This is a genomic window from Cellulomonas fulva (genome assembly GCF_018531375.1).
Lineage (GTDB): Bacteria > Actinomycetota > Actinomycetes > Actinomycetales > Cellulomonadaceae > Cellulomonas > Cellulomonas fulva.
In genome coordinates, this window is the sequence record NZ_JAHBOH010000001.1 from 1,664,495 (window position 1) to 1,683,307 (window position 18,813).

Consider the following 18,813-nt stretch of genomic DNA (forward strand, 5'->3'; position numbering starts at 1 on the left):
GTCTGCGCCGTTCCTGAACAGTCTGCCCGAGATTCACCCCGTCGTCGGCACGCGCCCGCGCCTCGCGGGTGGGACGACCTCGCTCGGCGGGACCGCGGCGGACCACAGGAACCCCTGCGCGCGGTCGACCCCGAGGCGGCGCAGGACCGCCGCAGTCTCCGCGTGCTCGACACCCTCCGCCACCACGCGCAGCCCGAAGGAGTGGGCCAGGTCCACCATCGCCTGCACCACGACCTCCGAGCTCTCCCGGCCGCCCTCGCGCAGGTCGGTCACGAACAGCCGGTCGATCTTCAGCTCGTCGACCGGCAGGTCACGCAGCTGCGAGATGGACGTGTTCCCGATCCCGAAGTCGTCGATCGCGACCTTCACGCCCAGGTCGTCGAGCCGCTGCAGCACGGGGACGATGCGGGACGGGTCGGCGACCAGCGCGGTCTCCGTGATCTCGACCTCGAGCAGCTCCGGCGTCACGCCGTGCTCCGCGAGCAGGCCCTCGATCACGTCGACGACGGCCGGGGACGTCACGTCGTGCGCGGAGAGGTTCACCGCGACGGGGAGCGGCGTGCCGTGCGACTGCCAGCGGGCGAGCTGCAGGATCGTCGCGGTCAGCGCGAACCGCGTGAGCTCGTGGATGATGCCCGACTGCTCCGCGAGCGGGATGAACACGCTCGGCGTGAGGACGCCGCGGTCGGGGTGGACCCAGCGCATGAGGGCCTCGTAGCCCACCGTCTCGCCCGACTCGAGCGCGATCTTCGGCTGGTAGTGCATGACGAGCTGCGACGTGTCCGGCGGCGAGTCGATCGCGGTGTGCAGGTCGCCCAGCAGCACCAGGCGGGCCGGCGACGAGTGGTCCTCGTCCGGGTCGTACACCGCGACCCCGGTGCGGTGGTGCTTGGCGGTGTACATCGCGACGTCGGCGGTGCGCATGAGGGACGACGCGTCGTGCGCGTGGTCCGGGATGCAGGCGACGCCCACAGACGTCTCGACGTGCAGGGACATCTCGCCGAGCTGGAACGGCGGCACGAACAGCTGCCGGACGCGACGGGCGAGCCGCTCGGCGTTGGCCACCGAGCGGACGTCGGGCAGCAGGATCGCGAACTCGTCGCCCCCCAGCCGCGCGACGACGTCCTCGTCGCGGAGCGCGCCCCGCAGCCGCTCGGCGACCTGCTCGAGGAGCTCGTCGCCGTGGTCGTGGCCCAGCGAGTCGTTGATGTCCTTGAACCGGTCGATGTCGAGCAGCACCAGGCCCACGCGGCCCCCGCTCGCCAGCGCGGTCTCGACGTCGCGGCGCATCCGGTCCGCGAGCAGGCGCCGGTTCGGCAGCCCGGTCAGCGAGTCGAGCAGCGCCAACCGCGCGTTCTCCAGCGCGGTGGCCTGCAGGCGCTTCGAGGTGGTGTGCACCGTGCGGAACAGCAGGAGCCACAGCGCGACCAGCCCGCCCGCGACGACGAGCGTCACCGTGCGGCGCGCGTCCGCCAGCGCGTCGACGGCGGCGGTGTGGTCGAGCATGACCTCGGCGGCGCCGATCACGGCGTCGGTGCCGGGCGCGTCCCCCTGGTCGGCCGCCTCGTCGACGGCGCCGTGCGCGTCCGAGGCGTGCACCGGGACGTACACGTCGAGGACCTCCCGCACGGTCGCCCCGACGGCGGAGCCGGGGGCGACCCGGCCGACGTCGTCGAGCACCTGCGCGTCGGGGGCGGCGGAGACCATGACCGCGTTGAGCCGCTCGATGTCCGGGAAGCCCACGCTCGCGGCGCTCGAGCTGTACATCAGCGTCCCCGCGGTGCTCCACAGCCGCAGCTCGACGATGCGCTCCCCGAACCCCGCCGTGGACGCGGCGACCGCCTCCCGCTGGTCCATCGTCAGCACGCCGCCCGCGAAGGACTCCGGCGGCAGGGGCGCCGCCGCGTACGCCATCACGGACGTCGCCGACTGCGTGCCGTCCCGCACGGACTGCTCCTGCATGACGTTGGAGCTCACCCAGACCAGCGCGACGCCGAGCGCGGCCATGGCCAGGACGCTGACCACGCCGAAGTAGCGCGTCAGCGACCAGCGTCGTCGCGGTGCGCCACGGGGCACGCGGACCTCCTGCCGGGCTCGGACTGGGGGACCGGGCCGTCTTCTGCCCGAGCGTAGGCCGTCGCGGGGTGCGGGGCGCAAGGCGGGCCGGGAGTGTCGCCCCGGCCGCTGCCGCCGCGCGGCCTGCCGTCGCGGCCGCACGGGTGGTCGCGCTGCGGGGGAACGACGAGCGCCTGACGATGGTTCACAGCAGCGGAGGCCGGGCACGGGCCCGGTCCAGGAGGAGGTCAGTCATGGCGTACGACGTCACGAGGTCCGACGAGGAGTGGGCCCTCGAGCTGAACCCGCAGGAGTTCCAGGTGCTGCGCCGTGCGGGCACCGAGCGTGCCTGGACGGGCGCGCTGCTGGACGAGAAGCGCACGGGCGTCTACCGCTGCCGGGCGTGCCGCGCCGAGCTGTTCTCGTCGGACGCGAAGTTCGACTCGCACTGCGGCTGGCCGAGCTTCTTCACGCCGCTGGCCGGCGGGAGCGTCGAGCTCCTCGAGGACCGCTCGCTCGGGATGGTGCGGACCGAGGTGCGCTGCGCGCGGTGCGGGTCGCACCTGGGGCACGTGTTCGACGACGCCCCCCAGACCCCCACGGGTGACCGCTTCTGCATGAACTCGGTCAGCCTGACGTTCGAGCCCGGCGAGGGCTGAGCCGGCGTCGGGCAGGGCGGCCGCTCGCTCGGCGGCCGCTCGCTCGGCGGTCGCTCGGCGGGCGTGTCACCCGACCGCGCGCACCCGGCGAGGCCCGCCGAGGGCGAGCGCCACGCCCGGGTGGCGGCCGGTCGGTCGACACGCCGTCTCAGGTGGCGCGCGGAACTGAAGCCGGGCCCCTCTGCTGCCGATAATGACGACGTGGAACAGGTCCTGACGGTGCGGAGGTGGCGGCGCTACGGCGCCGACCGGCTCTTCGTGACCCAGGAGACGGGCGCGCGCATCGGGTCGGTCGACCTGCAGTCCGGCGAGGTCGTGGTCGAGGAGCCGGAGCTCGAGGAGGGCGTGCGCCGCGCGGCGCAGGCGTTCCTGCGGTCGGAGTCCGACGAGCTGACCCTCCCGCTGCCGCGGCAGCCGTTCGGCGAGCCCGAGCAGTCCGCGCTCGCGGCGTGGCTCGGCCCGCGCGAGGAGCCGCGCGACCAGCGCGGCGCCCCGCTGCGCACCCGCCTCGAGCGGCTCTACGCCGAGGGCTGGCACGTGATCCACGACCTGCCCCTCGGTCGGCAGGGCACCGTCGTCGAGCACCTCCTGATCGGCCCCGGCGGGATCTTCACGGTCGCCGAGCGCGGCCGGGCCACGGAGCACGTCGTTGTCGAGGGACGGCGCATGACCGTCGACCGCGTGCCGGTCGGGCACCTGCACGCCGCGCGCATGGAGGCGGCGCGCGTCCAGGGCCTGCTGCTGACCGCGGGCTGCGCGGCCGTCCGGGTCGGCTCGGTGCTCGTCGTGCGCGGCACGCTGGAGGCCCGCGGCGGCACGGAACCCGACGGCACCCTCGTCGTGACGCGCGCGACCCTGCCGGCCGCCGTCCGCGCGCTGCCGGTCACGCTCCCCGCGGACCGGGTCTCCGCGATCGCGCACGTGGCGCGGCAGCGCGTCACCTGGGCCCGCTGACCCACGTCGCGCCCGCCGCAGCGCCCATACCCGACACCGCTGGGTGCTGCCACCCAGAGTGCCCAGGGTTATCACCCGTTCGGAGCATCGTGACAGGTGAGGGAACGTTTCCAGCATGGCCTCCGGCAGGCGAAGATGTCCGCGTGGTAGACGACGACATGCACCATCTCGAGCGCGAGCTCGGGATCTTCCTGCGCCGGGCGACGGCTTCGTCGTCCGCGATGGCGCGGATGGTGCACCCCGAGCTGGACCCGGCGGCGTACGAGCTGCTGGCACTGATCTCCGGCACGCCCGACGTGCGCGCGAGCGACCTGGCCGCGTACATCGGCGTCGGCCGCGGCACCATGTCGCGACAGCTCGCCCGCCTGGCGGAGATCGGCCTCGTCTCACGGGCCCCTGACCCGGAGGACTTCCGCGGACAGCTCCTGTCCCTGACCGACGAGGGCCACCAGGTGCTGCAGACCGCGCAGACCGGCCGGCGGACGTTCCTCGGCCGGGCCCTCGACGACTGGGAGCCCGAGCAGATCGCGGCCCTCACGCTGCAGCTCGGCCGCCTGAACCGCGACCTGACGACCGCCTGGACGACCAGGACCCCGGCGCAGGAGAGCGCCGGGGCCTGAGGCCGCCACCGGCGGCCGCCCGCGGGCGCGGGCGGCATGTGGGTGCCACGGGAGCGGACGTCAGCGGGTGCTCGTGCGCTCCTCCGACGACGCCGTCACGAGCTCCTCGGGGACGGGCGCGACGGCTGCCGTCGCGTCCTCCTCCAGCCGCTGCTCCACGCCCGAGCGGCGGCCGAGCGGGATCTCCTTGAGGAACAGCACCGCGAGGAGCGAGACCAGGGCGACCGGCGTCGCCACCAGGAAGAGGTCCGCGATCGAGTCGCCGAACGACTGCTCGACGACCAGGCGGATCGGCCCCGGCAGCGTCGAGAGGTCGGGCAGCGTGCCGTCGCCGCCCATGGCGGAGGGGTCGATCCCCAGCTTGGCCAGGCCCGAGGCGATGAGGTCCGTCGACCGCGTCGACAGGATGGCGCCCAGGACCGAGACGCCGATCGCGCCACCCAGCGTGCGGAAGAACGCGACGGTCGCAGTGCCGGAGCCGACCTCGGACACGTGCAGCGTGTTCTGCACGGCCAGGACCAGGTTCTGCATCAGCATGCCCACGCCGGTGCCGAGCACCACCATGTAGAGGCTCACGAGCCAGAAGCTCGTGTCGTAGTGGATCGTGCCCATGAGCGCGAGGCCCACGGTGAGCAGCGTGGCGCCCGCGATCATGAACCGCTTGTAGCGGCCGGTGCGGGAGATGATCTGGCCGGTCACGGTCGAGGCGACGAAGACGCCGGCGATCATGGGGATGGTCATGAGGCCCGACTGCGTCGGCGTCTTGCCGCGGGCGAGCTGCATGTACTGGCTCAGGAACACCGAGGTGCCGAACATCGCGATGCCCACCGCGATGCTGGCGACCACCGAGAGCACGAGGGTGCGGTTGCGGAACAGGTGCAGCGGGATGATCGGCTCGTCGACGCGCGACTCGACCCACAGCGCGATCGCGAGCGCCACGACGGCGCCGCCCACCATCGCGGCCGTCTGCCACGAGCCCCAGGCGAACGAGTCGCCCGCGAAGGTGATCCACAGCAGCAGCAGCGCGATGCCGATCGACAGGAACGTGGCGCCCCAGTAGTCGATCCGCACGACGCGGCTCTTCAGCGGGGGCAGGTGCAGCGTGCGCTGCAGCACCACGATCGCGAAGATCGCGAACGGCACGCCGACGAAGAAGTTGGCGCGCCACGTCAGCGACGAGTCGGTGATGACGCCGCCGAGCAGCGGGCCGCCGACCATCGACAGCCCCATGACGCCGCCCATGATGCCCATGTACCGGCCGCGCTCGCGGGGGCTGATGATGTCGGCGATCAGCACCGTGCCGAGCGCGGTGAGGCCACCGGCGCCGATGCCCTGCAGCGCCCGCATCCCGATCAGCATCTCGGTGTTGTGCGACAGACCGGCGAGCGCGGAGGACACGACCGTGATCGTCAGCGCCAGCTGGATGAGCAGCTTGCGGTTGACCAGGTCGGAGAGCTTGCCCCAGATGGGCGTGGAGATCGTCGTCGTGAGCAGCGTCGCGGTGACGACCCACGTGAAGGCGGACTGCTTGCCGCCGAGGTCGGTGATGATGCGGGGGAGCGAGGACGACACGACGCTCGTCGCGAGGATCGAGACGAACATCCCGAGCAGGATGCCGGAGAGCGCCTCGAGGACCTCGCGGTGGGTCATGCTGCCGGGGGTCGGCGCGCCCGCTGCGGCGGGGGCGTCCGCGGTGGTGGTGGGCTCTGTGGACACGGTGACGGTGCTTCCTTCGGTCGGGTGCGGATCGGTCCCGGCGTCGTCGGCGGGCAGAACGGGGTGGCTGGGGTACCTGAGCGCGGGCTACGTGAGCGCGGGCTGCGTGAGCGCTGGCTCGGGATCGGGGTGGGCCGCGCGGTCGAGCGTCGTCGTGAGCCGCTGGAGCAGGTCCGTCGCCTCCGCGACCTCGACCGGCGACCAGTCCGCGAACAGCTCGAGCGTGCGCTCGAGCAGGCGCGCCTCCACGGCGTCCGCGCGGTCCAGGCCGAGCGGCGTGAGGCGCAGGGCCCGCGCCCGGCGGTCCTCGGTGTCGACCGTGCGCTCCACCAGGCCGTCCTCGACGAGCTGGCTGACCTGACGGCTCGCCACCGACATGTCGACCCGCAGCGCGTGCGCCACGTCGCTCACCTGCGTGGAGCGGCCCAGGCGGGTGCGGGTGGCCAGGATGCGGACCAGCGTGGCCGTCGAGCGGCTGCACTCGGTGTCACGCACCAGTGCCGGCCCGGCCTCACGGAGCGTGCGCCAGAACTCCTCGACCGAGCGCAGCAGCCGCTGCTCCGGCTCCTCCACGTCATCGCCTCTTCTCATGGTTGTCGCAAGCAAACATACCCGCAGATGCGTGCATCATGCAACTGTGTTGGTGAGGGTCGATCGGGCGATCGCCAGAGACGCCGATGGCGTGCTCGCGGCGGTGGGCCGCGAGCACGCCAGTCGGGTGCGAGTCGGGTGCGAGTCGGGTGCGAGTCGGGTGCGGGTCGGGCCGGTCAGGTCGTGGGGGCCGGACGCCTACCGCGCTCGACCTTGAGGTCGTTCATGTCCTCGAGGGCGCGTCCCTTGGTCTCCGGGACCTTCGCGAGCACGAACCAGAACGAGATGAACGCGAAGATCGTGTACATCAGGTACGGGATGGACGCGCCGAACGCACCGAGCAGGATCGGGAACGTCTCGGTGATGACGAAGTTCGCGATCCACTGCGCCGCGGCGGCGACGCCGAGGGCGGCGGCGCGGATGCGGTTGGGGAACATCTCACCGAGCAGCACCCAGACCAGCGGGCCCCACGTCGCCCCGAAGAAGACGACGAACGCGTTGGCGGCGATCAGGGCGGTGGTGCCCCAGCCGTCCGGCAGCATCGTCATCATCTCGCCGGCCTTCTCGGGGTCCGGCACCTCGAAGGACTGCGTGAAGGCGAGCGCCATCAGGCCCAGCGAGACCGTCATGCCCAGCGAGCCGACGAGCAGCATCGGGCGGCGGCCGACCTTGTCGACCAGCGCGATGGCGATGAGCGTCACGACGACGTTGGTGATCGAGGTGATGGTCGAGACCATGAACGAGTCGTCCTGGTCGAAGCCGACCGCCTGCCACAGCGTCGTCGAGTAGTAGAAGATCACGTTGATCCCGACGAACTGCTGGAAGACGGAGAGCAGGATGCCGACCCAGACGATCGGGAGCAGGCCGAGCACGGGACCCTTGAGGCTGCCCTGCTGGGCGTTGCGCTGGTCCTCCTCGATCGCGTTCTCGATGCGCCGGACCGCGTCGTCCGGGTCGGGGTCGACGGACGCGAGGACCCGACGGGCCTCGTCGTGCCGGCTCTTGAGGAGCAGGTAGCGCGGCGACTCGGGCATCGCGAGCGCCAGGATGCCGTAGACGGCGGCGGGGACGACGCCGACGAAGAACATCCACTGCCAGGCCGCGAAGCCCAGCCACAGCTCCTCCTCGGGGCCGCCGGCGGCGTCCTGGAGGAGCTGGTCGGAGAGCAGGGCCGCGAAGATGCCGAGCGTGATCGCCAGCTGCTGCAGCGAGCCGAGCCGGCCGCGCAGCGCCGCGGGCGAGATCTCGGCGATGTAGGCGGGCGCCATGACGGACGCGATGCCGATGCCGATGCCGGACAGCACGCGCCACAGGATCAGGTCGCCGACGGAGAAGGCGAGGCCGGTCATCACCGAGGAGACCAGGAACATCACGGAACCGAGCACCATCGTGCGCGTGCGGCCCCAGCGGTCCGCGAGGCGTCCCGCGATCCAGGCGCCGAGCGCGCAGCCGAGCAGGGCCACCGCCACGACGAAGCCCGAGAGGATGTCGTTGTCGACCAGGTCGAACTCCTGGTTGATCGCGTCGACGGCGCCGTTGATCACGGAGCTGTCGAAGCCGAACAGGAAGCCACCGACCGCCGCGGCGACCGAGAGCGCGATCGCCTTGTTCCTCAGGGACCGGGGGATCCCCGGCGCGGTGCTCGGCTCTCCCGCGGGTGACGCTGCAGACATCGTGCGACCTCCTGTACCTGCCCTGCCGCCGGCCACCCGGCGCCAGCACCACAATGGCCCTTGACGTGCGACGCTGCACGTCGAGGGAGCGTTCGGACCGTCGGCGAGTCGTCGGGAGGCCCCCTCCACGACGCGCCGGGCGCGGTGCCCGCCGCGTCCTGCCGCATGCTGGGAGCCGGACGGGACGACGAGGGGTGGGCGAGATGACCGACGAGGGACGCCGGCCGCGACGGCCGGCGATGCTGGACCCGCAGGCCGCGGACGAGCTGCCGGGGGACATGGACCCCGCGCTGCGCGGTGAGATCGCGCACACCACGGCCGCGGCGCTGGTGCACCAGGGCCGCGCCACGGAGGACCCCGAGGTGGTCGCCCGGCTCGTCGCGCTCGTCGAGACCGAGGGGCTGGACGTCGTCGCGGCGCTGTGGTCGGACAGCCCCGCGCACACGCTGCCGGGCGCGCTCTGGCGCCTCTACGTGCTGCGGGAGTGGGTCCGGCGGGACCCCGCCACCGTCGCGGACCGGTACCGGCAGGGGGTCGCCGCGGTGCCCGTGCACGACGTCGTCGCGGGGGTGGCGCAGGCGCCGGGTCCCGACGACGTGCGGGCGGTCGCGGACGCCGTGCTGTCCGGGGTCTACACCGGGGACCTGGCGGTCGCCCTCGAGCGCGCGGGCGCGTTCTGCCGCGTGCTCGCCGTGGGCGCCGCGTTCGACGCCGACCACCTCGACGTCGTCGACCCGGACGCCGCCGCGCGGCTCACGCTCGGGGCCTCGTCGCTCCTGCGGACGGCCGAGGAGCTCGAGCACGCCGGGGCGCTGTGGCGGTCGGACCGCCTCGACTGACGCCGCGCGCGGTCGGCTCGGTCAGCTCAGGAGCGGGTGCAGGATCCAGGTGAAGACCGCCGCGACCAGCGCGGCGGCCGGGATGGTCAGGATCCAGGCGATCGCGATGTTCTTGGCGACGCCCCAGCGGACGGCGGACAGGCGCTTGGTCGCGCCCACGCCCATGATCGCCGAGGTGATCGTGTGCGTCGTCGAGACGGGGGCGTGCAGGACGAACGCGTTGACGTAGAGGACCGTCGCGGACACCGACTCGGCGACGAACCCGCGCGCCGGGTCGAGCTCGATGATCTTGCGGCCGAGCGTGCGCATGATGCGCCAGCCGCCCGAGTACGTGCCGGCCGAGATGGCGGCGGCCGCGGCGAGCTTCACCCACAGGGGGATCTCGCCGGGCGTGGCCCAGCCGACCGCGGCGAGCGCCATGACGATCACGCCCATGGTCTTCTGCGCGTCCTGCAGACCGTGGCCCAGGGCCATGGCGGCCGCGGAGACGGTCTGCGCCAGGCGGAAGCGGCGCATGGTCGGCGCCGGCGACGCGCTCTTGATGAGCCAGAGCAGGCCGACCATGAGCGCGAACGCGAGCGTGAAGCCGATCAGCGGCGAGAAGATCATCGGCAGGACGACCTTGTCGACGATCGACGAGCCGTAGACGCCGAGCCCGGCGGCGAGGCCCGCGCCGACGAGCCCGCCGATCAGCGCGTGCGTGGACGACGAGGGCAGCCCGAACCACCAGGTGATGAGGTTCCAGGTGATCGCGCCGACCAGGGCGCACAGCACCACGACGAGCTGTTGGTGCGGGGTCGCGTCGCCGAGGTCGACGATCGACTTCGCGATCGTCTCTGCGACCTCGGTGCCGAGCAGCGCGCCGGCGAAGTTCATCACCGCGGCCATCATGAGCGCGACGCGGGGCGTCAGCGCGCGGGTAGACACGGACGTCGCGATGGCGTTCGCGGCGTCGTGGAACCCGTTGGTGTAGTCGAAGCCGAGCGCGAGCGCGACGACGAGGATGACGAGCGCGACCTCCACGGAGCTCAGGACTCCTTGAGCGCGATCGTCTCGACCGCGTTGGCGACCTTCTCGAACGCGTCCGCCGCGTCCTCGAGGGTCTCCACGATCTCCTTGAGCTTCATGAGCAGGATCGGGTCCGCGATCTCGTCGAACATCTGCGCCAGGAGCTTGCGGTGCGACTTGTCCGCCTGGTTCTCGAGCCGGTTCACCTCGACCCAGTACTCGGACAGCGAGTCCATCGAGCGCAGGCGGGGCATGGCCTCCGCCGTCAGCTCGGCGGCGCGCTGCAGGACCTGCACCTGGTCGGCGACCCGCGCGGGGAGCTCGCCGACCTTGTACAGGACCATGAGGTCCGCGGCCTCGTCCATGTAGTCCATGCAGTCGTCGAGGTTCGACGCGAGCATGTAGATGTCGTCGCGGTCGAACGGCGTCACGAACGTCTGGTTGAGACGCCGCATGATCTGGTGCGTGGCCTCGTCGGCCTGGTGCTCCGCCTCCGAGATCTGCTTGCCGATCTCCTTGCGGGTCGGCTGGTCCGCACCGAGCATCTGGCCGAGCAGGTTGGCACCCGTCACCAGGTGCTGCGCGGATGCGGCGAAGAGGTCGAAGAACGTGGTATCGCGCGGTGTCAGGCGCAGGCGCACGGGAGGCTCCGGAGGAGGGGAGGACGGTCGGGCACAGGCTAGGTCACACGGCCGAGAAACGGGAAACGGGGTTCGTCTTCCGTGTGAACCCATGGTGACAGGGGAGCCTCCGGCCGCGCTGGGGTTTGGCTGGAGAACGGCTGGGCGGCCGGCACGACGAGCGCTCGCCGAGCCCCGACGAGCCCCCGACGCGCCCTCGACGAGCGTGGCCGAGGACGTCAGGGCGCGGTCGACAAGGCGCCGGGGTGGGGCCGAGCACGGGGGCGACGCCGGACCGGGAGCGCCTCTCGGCGCACGGCCGCTCGGAGCGGCTGAAGATGGAGCCCGGGGCTACCGCGGCCCGGCGTCGAGACCCATCGTACGCCGGTCAGCCGACGCGCAACGGCGCGCGGTGGGTCTCGACCGCGACCACCCGTGGGCCCTTGGCGGTCTGCGCGACGTGCGCGACGAGCGCCTGACCGGGGTGGAGGAACGGGTCCGTCCGGGGCAGCGCCTCCGCCACGGAGCGCCGGGCGTGCTGGGCCAGCGCGTCGACGAGCGTCGGCAGCACCGGCCGGTGCGTGCACACCAGCGAGTCGCCCGGGAACTGCAGCAGGTCGACGACGAGCGCCGCGGCCTGCGACGGGTGCTCCTGGTGCCCGTGCTCGGAGAGCACGGGAGCGGACTCCATCGGGATCTGCGCGGCGGACGCGTAGGGCTGCGCGGTCTCCACGCAGCGCTTCCACGGGCTCGTCAGGACGCGCGACGGCCCGAACGCGGAGACCACGGGGACCAGGTGCTGGGCCTGCCGCTCGCCCACGGGCGTCAGCGGGCGGTCGGACTCCTGCCCGGTCCACGCGCTGCGGCGCTTCGCGGTGCCGTGCCGCACGAGGACGAGCGCGCGCGTGTCCAGCCGCCCGCGGGCGTGCGCGGCGACCAGGGCGACGAGCGGCGCGCGGTCGGCGGGACGCGTGAGGCGGGCGGCGGCGGCCTCGACGTCGAACCAGCGGACCTGGTCGATCTCGTCGCGCGAGGCGCGCGGGACCGGCGGGCGCGCGCGCAGCGCGGCGGCGTCCACCCGCCCGGCGACCTGCGCCGCCCAGTAGTGCACGCGCTTGAGCCGGCCGTCGGACAGCGGGTACTCGAGCGGGGGCAGCGGCGTGCCGAGCACGACGTCGTGGCCCGTCTCCTCGGAGACCTCGCGCCACGCGGCTGTCACGACGGCCTCGCCCGGGTCGAGCTTGCCCTTGGGCCAGGACCAGTCCTTGTAGCGCGGCCGGTGCACGAGGGCCACCTGGAGGCGCCCCGCCCGCACGCGCCAGACCAGCGCGCCGGCCGCCTCGACGACGGCCGGTGGGCTCGCGGTGCTCACCGAGCCGATCCGGGCCGGCGGCGCTGGCGGGTGATCAGCACGGACTGCAGGTCGACCAGCGGCGTGCCGTCCTCGGCCTGCGCGTGACGCTCCCACGTCCCGTCGGCGTCGAGGTGCCACGTCGCGGTCGTGTCGGCCATGGAGTCGTCGACGAGCTCGATCAGCTCGGTGACCTGGTCCGGGTCGTTCACGCGGACCAGCGCCTCGACGCGCCGGTCCAGGTTGCGGTGCATGAGGTCGGCGGAGCCGATGAACACCTCGGGCCCCTCGAAGCCGTCGTCCGGCCCCGGCGTGGAGTGGGCGAACGCGAAGATGCGCGAGTGCTCGAGGAACCGGCCCAGGATCGAGCGCGCGCGGATGTTCTCGCTGAGCCCGGGGACGCCCGGGCGCAGCGCGCAGATGCCGCGGATGACCAGGTCGACCGGCACGCCCGCCTGGCTGGCGCGGTAGAGCGCGTCGATCGTCGCCTCGTCGACCATCGAGTTGACCTTGATCTTGATCCACGCCGGACGGCCCGCGCGCGCGGCCTCGGCCTCGCGGTCGATGCGCTCGACCAGGCCGGTGCGCACCGAGCGCGGCGCGACGAGCAGGCGGTGGAACCGGCTCTTCGGGGCGTAGCCGGAGAGCTGGTTGAACAGCCGCGTGAGGTCCTGGCCGACGTCGGGGTCGCTGGTCAGCAGGCCGACGTCCGTGTAGAGCCGCGCCGTCTTCGGGTGGTAGTTCCCGGTGCCGACGTGGCTGTACCGGCGCAGGCCGTCCGCCTCCTGGCGCACGACGAGGCTGAGCTTGCAGTGCGTCTTGAGCCCGACGATCCCGTACACGACGTGCACGCCCGCCTGCTCGAGCTTGCGGGCCCAGGAGATGTTGTTCTGCTCGTCGAACCGGGCCTTGATCTCGACGAGCGCGAGGACCTGCTTGCCCGCCTCGGCCGCGTCGATGAGCGCGTCGACGATCGGCGAGTCGCCCGACGTGCGGTACAGGGTCTGCTTGATGGCGAGCACCGCGGGGTCCGCGGCGGCCTGCTCCAGGAACGTCTGCACGCTGGTGGAGAACGAGTCGTACGGGTGGTGCAGCAGGATGTCGCGCTCGCGGATCTTGGCGAACACGTCCGTCGGCGTCGCGGACTCGACCTCGGCGAGCTGGCGGTGCGTCGTCGGCACGAACCGCGGGTACTGCAGCTCGCTGCGGTCCAGGTCGGCGATGACGTTGAGGCCGGTGGCGTCCAGGGGAGCGGGCAGCGTGTAGACCTCGTCCTCGGCCATGCCCAGCTCGCGCACCAGCAGCGTCCGGATGCGCGGGCTGATGCCCTCGGCGAGCTCGAGGCGCACCGGCGGGCCGAACTTGCGGCGCAGGAGCTCCTTCTCCATGGCCTTGAGGAGGTTCTCGGCGTCGTCCTCCTCGACCTCGACGTCCTCGTTGCGGGTCACACGGAACGTGTGGTGCTCGCGCACCTCCATGCCCGGGAACAGCTGCTCGAGGTGCTCGGAGATGACGTCCTCGACGGGCACGAAGCTCGTCGGACCCTTCTCCACGGACGCGGTCTGCTCGTCCGGCGCGCTCGGCCGTCCGCTCGCGTCGACCGCGATGAACCGCGGCAGCAGCGGCGGCACCTTCACGCGCGCGAAGTGCTCCTTGCCGGTCGTCGGGTTCACGACGACCACGGCGAGGTTGAGCGAGAGCCCCGAGATGTACGGGAAGGGGTGCGCGGGGTCCACGGCGAGCGGGGTCAGCACCGGGAAGATCTGCCGGCGGAAGAACTTGCGCAGCCGGTCCTGCTCCGACTCCCCGAGGTCCTGCCAGCGCACCAGCGTGATGCCCTCGCGGGCGAGCGCGGGCTGCACCTGGTCGGCGAACACGCGCGCGTGCCGGTCCATCAGCACGTGCGCCTTCTCGCTGATCGCCTCGAGCACCTGGCGCGGGCTGAGGCCGGACGCGGCGTTGACGGCGATGCCGGTGGCGATGCGCCGCTTGAGGCCCGCCACGCGCACCATGAAGAACTCGTCGAGGTTGGACGCGAAGATCGCCAGGAACCGCACTCGCTCGAGCAGCGGGAGGTTCGCGTCCTCCGCGAGCTCGAGCACGCGCTGGTTGAACGCCAGCCAGGACAGCTCGCGGTCCAGGAACCGGTCGTCCGGCAGGGGCTCGGCCTCCCGCAGTACGGGCTGCTCGGCCTCCGCGACGTGCTCCGCGATGTGGGCGGCGAGCTCGGCGTCGAGCGTGGGTGCGTCCGTCATGGGGCCATCGTGACACCGCCAGGTGAACCTGGGGTATCCGAACCGAACATCACGTCGACGCTCTCGGGCTCGAAGCCCACGCGGCGGTACGTCCGGATCGCGACCTCGTTCTCCGCGCCGGTGTAGAGCACCGCCCGCCGCAGCCCGCGCGCGGCCAGGTGGGTGAGCCCGAGGTCGGTGAGCGCGCCGCCCAGGCCGAGTCCCTGCGCGTCCGGGTCGACGCCGACGACGTAGATCTCGCCCACCGGCTCGTCGCCCAGCTCGCCCGCCGCGTGCACCTTGGTCCACACCGAGCCGAGCAGCAGCCCCTCACGCTCCGCGAGCAGGAAGCCCGCCGGGTCGAACCAGGCCTCCGCCTCGCGGGCCCGCAGGTCCGCGCTCGTCATCCGGCCCTGCTCGGGGTGGTAGGCGAACGCGCGCGAGTTCACGCGGCGCCATGCCTCCTCGTCCTCGCCGGGCACGAAGGGACGCACGGTGACGTGCGGCGGCAGCGGGCGGTCCGGCCGATCGGGCCGGTCGGCGAGGTCGAGGCTCATCCGCCACAGCTCGCGCACCACCGGCATGCCCACGGCGGCCGCGAACGAGCGCGCCGCGGGCGTCGCGCCGTGCGCCCACACGCGCAGGGTGCGGTCCGGCACCCGGGCGGCGGTCTCGCGCGCCGTCGTCAGCAGCGCCGTGCCCACGCCCTCGCGCCGGGCGGAGGGGTGCACGACGAGCTCGGCGGACGCGCTCGTCGTCGCGCCCACGTCGACCTGCGCGTACCCGGCGAGCTCGCCGTCCGCGGCGGCGCCGGAGCGGGCCAGCACGTGCACCACGGGCGCCTCGTCGGACCGCAGCCACAGCAGCGGCTGCTCGGAGACCGGGGCGACCCCGTCCTGCGCTGCGGCGTCCGCGACCAGGCGGCGCACCGCGTCCGCCTCCTCGGCCCCGAGCGCGCCCGCGCGCACGTCGACCGCCACGCGCGCCCTCGTCGGCTCGACCATCCGCCCATCCCACCACGCTGCCGCCGCGCGCGGCACCCCGTCACCCGTGCGGGGGAGGACCAGGAGGGAGACCGGGGTCCCGGGGTGTGGTGGATCGCCCGGGAGGAACCCGGGCGATCCGGGCCGCGCGTGTGAGGACCTTGTCGAGGAACCCGGACGAGCAGCCCGGGGGCCTGGGGCGGCGCCGGGGCGTGAACTACGTTGGACCGGTCATGGAGCAGACTCCCGAGCCGCCGCGCGTCGGTCCGGGGACCCCGGAGGTCGCCGGCTCCGACGCTCCACCGTCGACCCAGTCGACCCTGCCGACCCAGGCGAGCCAGTCGACCCAGTCGCACCAGCCGACCCGGCGCAGCCTGCGCGCGGCGCAGGCCGAGCCGGCCGCCGGCGGGCGGCGCGCGCGGCGGGCACGCGAGGCCGCGGACGGCGGCGCCGCGGACCGGGGTGCGGAGACGGTCGTGCCCGTCGACGTCGTCGTGGTCGGCGCCGGCCAGGCCGGGCTGTCCGCGGCGCACCACCTGCACCGGGCCGGTCTGGTCGCGGTCGGCGACCGCGGCTGGGAGACGGCGCCTGCGACGTTCGTCGTCCTCGACGACGCCCCCGCGCCCGGCGGCGCGTGGCAGCACCGGCCCCCGGGGATGCGCGTCCTGGACGCCCACGGCGTGCACGACCTCCCGGGCATGCCGCTGCTGGTGCCGGACCCCACCGAGAGCGCCTCGCGTGCCGTGCCCTACTACTTCGCGCAGTACGAGGAGGCGTTCGGCCTGCACGTCCAGCGGCCGGTACGGGTGCTCCGGGTCGACGACGCGGGCGAGCGGCTCGCGGTGCACTCGGCGCTCGTCGTCCCTGCTGACCGGGCGGCTGACCGGGCGGCTGATCGGACGGCTGACCGGACGGCTGACCGGACGGCAGGCGGGACAGCCGACGAGACGGCCGGCGGTGTCGTCAGCGAGGCCGTGGGCGAGCGGGTCACCTGGCTCGCGCGCGGGCTGGTCAACGCCACGGGCACGTGGCGCAAGCCGTTCTGGCCGGCCTACCCGGGCCGCGGCGCGTTCCGGGGGCGCCAGGTCCACGCCCGCGACGTGCGCGACCCCGCGGACCTCGCGGACGGGCACGTGGTCGTCGTCGGCGGCGGCACCTCGGCCGTGCAGCTGCTGCTGCAACTCGCACCCGTCACGTCGACCACGTGGGTGACGCGACGCCCGCCGCTCTGGCGCGAGGGCGAGTTCACGCCGGAGGTCGGGCGCGCGGCGGTCGCGCTGGTCGACGAGCGCACGCGCGCCGGCCTGCCCCCGGGCTCGATCGTCAGCGTCACCGGGCTGCCGCTGACCGACGAGTACCGCGCCGGGATCGCCGCCGGCGTGCTGCGGGCGCGGCCCGTGTTCTCCCGCCTCGTCGCCGACGGGGTGGTGTGGGACGACGACGTGCCCCCGCCGGTGCCGGCGTCGCCCGCGGACGCGGCCGCGGCGCTCGGGGCGTGGGCCGACGGCCCGGCGCACGTGCCGGCGCGCACCGTGGTCTGGGCCACCGGCTACCGGCCGGCCCTCGACCACCTGGCGCCGCTGCGCCTGCGCGCACCGGGCGGCGGGGTGGTGATGGACGGGACGCGCGTTGCCGCCGAGCCCCGCGTGCACCTCGTCGGGTACGGGCCGTCCGCCTCGACGATCGGCGCCAACCGTGCCGGCCGCGACGCGGTCCAGACCCTCCTGGCCCACCTCTCCCTCCCCTCGCGCGCCTGACGGAGAGGCCGCGAGCACGTCGGTGCCCGCCGAGCACGTCGGAGAGGTCCGACGTACCGGCGGGAACCGACGTGCTCGGCGGGTGGTCCCGGACGGGTTAGCTGACGGTCAGCTGGAGGTCAGGCTGCGGGTCAGCTGCAGGTCACCGGCGGCGGGGTGGTGGGCGCGGTGCCCGAGCCGATGAAGCCGTACTCGGCCGTCGCGCCCGGGGCGAGCGCGCCGTTCCACGCCGCGTTGCTCACCGTCACCGCGCTGGTGCCGGTGAACGTGCCGCCCCAGCCCTGCTGGACCGTGGCGCCCGAGAGCGTGAACGACGTCCGCCACGAGCTGATCGCCGTGGTGCCGGCCTTGACCGTGACCGCACCCTGGAACCCGCCCGGCCAGCTGCCGACGAGCTTGAAGGTCGCGACGCACGTGCCGCTCGGCTGCGGGGTCGTGGGCGTGGGGGTGGGGGTCGGTGTGGGCGTCGGCGTGGGCGTCGGCGTGGGCGTCGGCGTCGGCGTGGGAGTGGGCGTCGGGGTCGGCGTCGGCTGGGTGCCGCCGTAGACCTTGGCGGTGACGGCGGTGGCCTTGATGCCGTTCGCCCCGTCGAAGATGCGGGTGCCCCAGCTGGTCTTCTGCGCGGGGTTGAACGCGGTCACCATGTCGAGGTACTCGACGCCTCCGCCGTTGCCGGACCAGGACCAGCCGTAGTAGCCGGTCCCGCGCGCCACGGCCTCGGCCATGATCGTGTCCTCGTCAGGGTCGCCGTCGGAGTGCATGTTGCCGAACTCGCCGATCACGAGCGGCAGCCCCTTCGCCTTGAACGCGTCGAGGTAGGCCTTGATGGTCGACGCGTTGTTGTAGACGCCGTACATGTGCACCGAGAACAGGACGTTGCCGTCCGGGTCGGCCGCGGCGACGGTCTGCGCGTTGTCCCGCATGACCCCGGCCCAGTCCTGGCCCCACGACGGCGCGTCGATGACGATGTTGTGGTGCAGGCCGGCGGCGCGCAGCTTCTTGATCGCGGCCGACGAGTCGGCTGCCCAGCCCGCGTTCGTCGTGGCGTTGTTGCCGTAGGGCTCGTTGCCGATGTTGATCTGGACGTAGTCCTCCTGCCCGACGAGCGCGCTCTTGATGCTCACCCAGTAGTCGGCGGCCTTGTCCAGCGTGACGGCGCCGCTCTGCTCGCCGTAGCCGGTGGTGTCGTGGTTCTCGAGCATGCAGATCAGCTTGTTCGCCTTGCACTGGCTGATGATGCTGCTGACGTCGGCCGCGTCGTTCTTGGTCCACCGGTCGCCGCCCGAGAGCACGACGCGCAGCGCGTTGGCGCCCGCCGCGCGGATCGCCGGGATGGCCGTGGCCGTCTGGGACGTGTACCAGGTGTGCGCGTGGCTGACGCCGCGCGCGACGAAGGGCGTGCCGTCCTTCTCGACGAGCTGGGTGCCGGACACGTGGAGGCCGGGTGGCGTGGCGGCGGTGGCCGCCGTGGACGTCAGCGCGGCCGCGCCGATGGCGGCCACGAGCGAGGCGGCAGCCGCTCCCGCGATGAGGGCAGGTCGACGAGACCTCATGAAACTTCCTCGTTCCTGAGCGTCGGGAGCGCCAGTGCGCGGGCTCCCCGTGTTCTCGGTCGTGTGCCCGGCCGTGCGTGCACCGCCGGGCCGTGGTGGGCGCCTGGCCGTCGGGCTGGGAGCGGGCAGGCGCGGTACGGGCACGAGACAACCAGCGCCCGGGGGGACCGGCCACGGCCTAAACGTTTGCACGCGCGACG

At 73.4% G+C, this 18,813-nt stretch carries 15 protein-coding genes; 5 read left to right on the forward strand and 10 right to left on the reverse strand.

Annotated elements, in window-relative coordinates; genetic code table 11:
• Positions 1-33: 33 nt before the first annotated feature.
• On the reverse strand, positions 34-2,076 hold the full coding sequence (locus KIN34_RS07480) for a putative bifunctional diguanylate cyclase/phosphodiesterase (protein WP_307858134.1): 2,043 nt from the start codon (positions 2,074-2,076) through the stop codon (positions 34-36).
• Positions 2,077-2,309: 233 nt separating this feature from the next.
• Here KIN34_RS07480 and msrB point away from each other — a divergent pair, with 233 nt between their 5' ends.
• From msrB to KIN34_RS07495, 3 genes are all read left to right on the forward strand, one after another.
• Positions 2,310-2,714, forward strand: coding sequence for a peptide-methionine (R)-S-oxide reductase MsrB (msrB, locus tag KIN34_RS07485; protein WP_214348754.1), 405 nt, complete (start codon positions 2,310-2,312; stop codon positions 2,712-2,714).
• Positions 2,715-2,915: 201 nt separating this feature from the next.
• A complete protein-coding gene (locus KIN34_RS07490; RefSeq protein ID WP_214348758.1) occupies positions 2,916-3,668 on the forward strand; it encodes a nuclease-related domain-containing protein in 753 nt (250 codons plus the stop codon).
• Between the two features lie 143 nt (positions 3,669-3,811).
• Positions 3,812-4,288, forward strand: a complete 477-nt coding sequence (locus KIN34_RS07495) for a MarR family winged helix-turn-helix transcriptional regulator (RefSeq protein WP_307858135.1) — start codon at positions 3,812-3,814, stop codon at positions 4,286-4,288.
• Positions 4,289-4,348: 60 nt separating this feature from the next.
• Here the strand turns inward: KIN34_RS07495 and KIN34_RS07500 are convergent, their stop codons facing one another.
• The 3 genes from KIN34_RS07500 to KIN34_RS07510 all read right to left on the reverse strand — a co-directional run bounded on the left by KIN34_RS07500 (position 4,349) and on the right by KIN34_RS07510 (position 8,268).
• Positions 4,349-5,938 (reverse strand): MDR family MFS transporter, encoded by a 1,590-nt coding sequence (locus KIN34_RS07500; RefSeq protein ID WP_214351904.1) that lies wholly within the window; start codon positions 5,936-5,938, stop codon positions 4,349-4,351.
• Between the two features lie 153 nt (positions 5,939-6,091).
• Positions 6,092-6,577 (reverse strand): MarR family winged helix-turn-helix transcriptional regulator, encoded by a 486-nt coding sequence (locus tag KIN34_RS07505; RefSeq protein ID WP_307858136.1) that lies wholly within the window; start codon positions 6,575-6,577, stop codon positions 6,092-6,094.
• A 194-nt stretch (positions 6,578-6,771) separates the two neighbouring features.
• Entirely contained in the window at positions 6,772-8,268 is a 1,497-nt protein-coding gene (locus tag KIN34_RS07510) for a sugar porter family MFS transporter (protein WP_214348765.1), read from the reverse strand.
• A gap of 239 nt (positions 8,269-8,507) precedes the next feature.
• Here KIN34_RS07510 and KIN34_RS07515 point away from each other — a divergent pair, with 239 nt between their 5' ends.
• Positions 8,508-9,107, forward strand: coding sequence for a hypothetical protein (locus tag KIN34_RS07515; RefSeq protein WP_214351906.1), 600 nt, complete (start codon positions 8,508-8,510; stop codon positions 9,105-9,107).
• A gap of 21 nt (positions 9,108-9,128) precedes the next feature.
• Here KIN34_RS07515 and KIN34_RS07520 read toward each other — a convergent pair whose 3' ends face one another.
• The 5 genes from KIN34_RS07520 to mshD all read right to left on the reverse strand — a co-directional run bounded on the left by KIN34_RS07520 (position 9,129) and on the right by mshD (position 15,324).
• Positions 9,129-10,130 (reverse strand): inorganic phosphate transporter, encoded by a 1,002-nt coding sequence (locus KIN34_RS07520; protein ID WP_214348768.1) that lies wholly within the window; start codon positions 10,128-10,130, stop codon positions 9,129-9,131.
• Positions 10,131-10,135: 5 nt separating this feature from the next.
• Entirely contained in the window at positions 10,136-10,756 is a 621-nt protein-coding gene (locus KIN34_RS07525) for a DUF47 domain-containing protein (protein ID WP_214348771.1), read from the reverse strand.
• A 367-nt stretch (positions 10,757-11,123) separates the two neighbouring features.
• Positions 11,124-12,107 (reverse strand): NUDIX hydrolase, encoded by a 984-nt coding sequence (locus KIN34_RS07530; protein ID WP_214348774.1) that lies wholly within the window; start codon positions 12,105-12,107, stop codon positions 11,124-11,126.
• A complete protein-coding gene (locus tag KIN34_RS07535; protein ID WP_214348777.1) occupies positions 12,104-14,341 on the reverse strand; it encodes an RNA degradosome polyphosphate kinase in 2,238 nt (745 codons plus the stop codon). Before KIN34_RS07535 ends, KIN34_RS07530 begins: the two co-directional genes overlap by 4 nt.
• Positions 14,338-15,324 (reverse strand): mycothiol synthase, encoded by a 987-nt coding sequence (gene mshD / locus KIN34_RS07540; protein ID WP_214348779.1) that lies wholly within the window; start codon positions 15,322-15,324, stop codon positions 14,338-14,340. The genes KIN34_RS07535 and mshD overlap by 4 nt, the downstream gene beginning before the upstream one ends.
• A 212-nt stretch (positions 15,325-15,536) precedes the next feature.
• On the opposite strand from mshD, the gene KIN34_RS07545 reads away from it, so the two are divergent.
• Positions 15,537-17,060: a flavin-containing monooxygenase gene (locus tag KIN34_RS07545; RefSeq protein WP_214348781.1), complete on the forward strand. Its 1,524-nt coding sequence runs from the start codon at positions 15,537-15,539 to the stop codon at positions 17,058-17,060.
• Between the two features lie 131 nt (positions 17,061-17,191).
• Here the strand turns inward: KIN34_RS07545 and KIN34_RS07550 are convergent, their stop codons facing one another.
• Positions 17,192-18,613 carry a cellulase family glycosylhydrolase gene (locus KIN34_RS07550; protein WP_214348783.1) on the reverse strand — a complete coding sequence of 474 codons (1,422 nt, stop codon included), beginning with the start codon at positions 18,611-18,613 and terminating at the stop codon, positions 17,192-17,194.
• Positions 18,614-18,813: the final 200 nt, after the last annotated feature.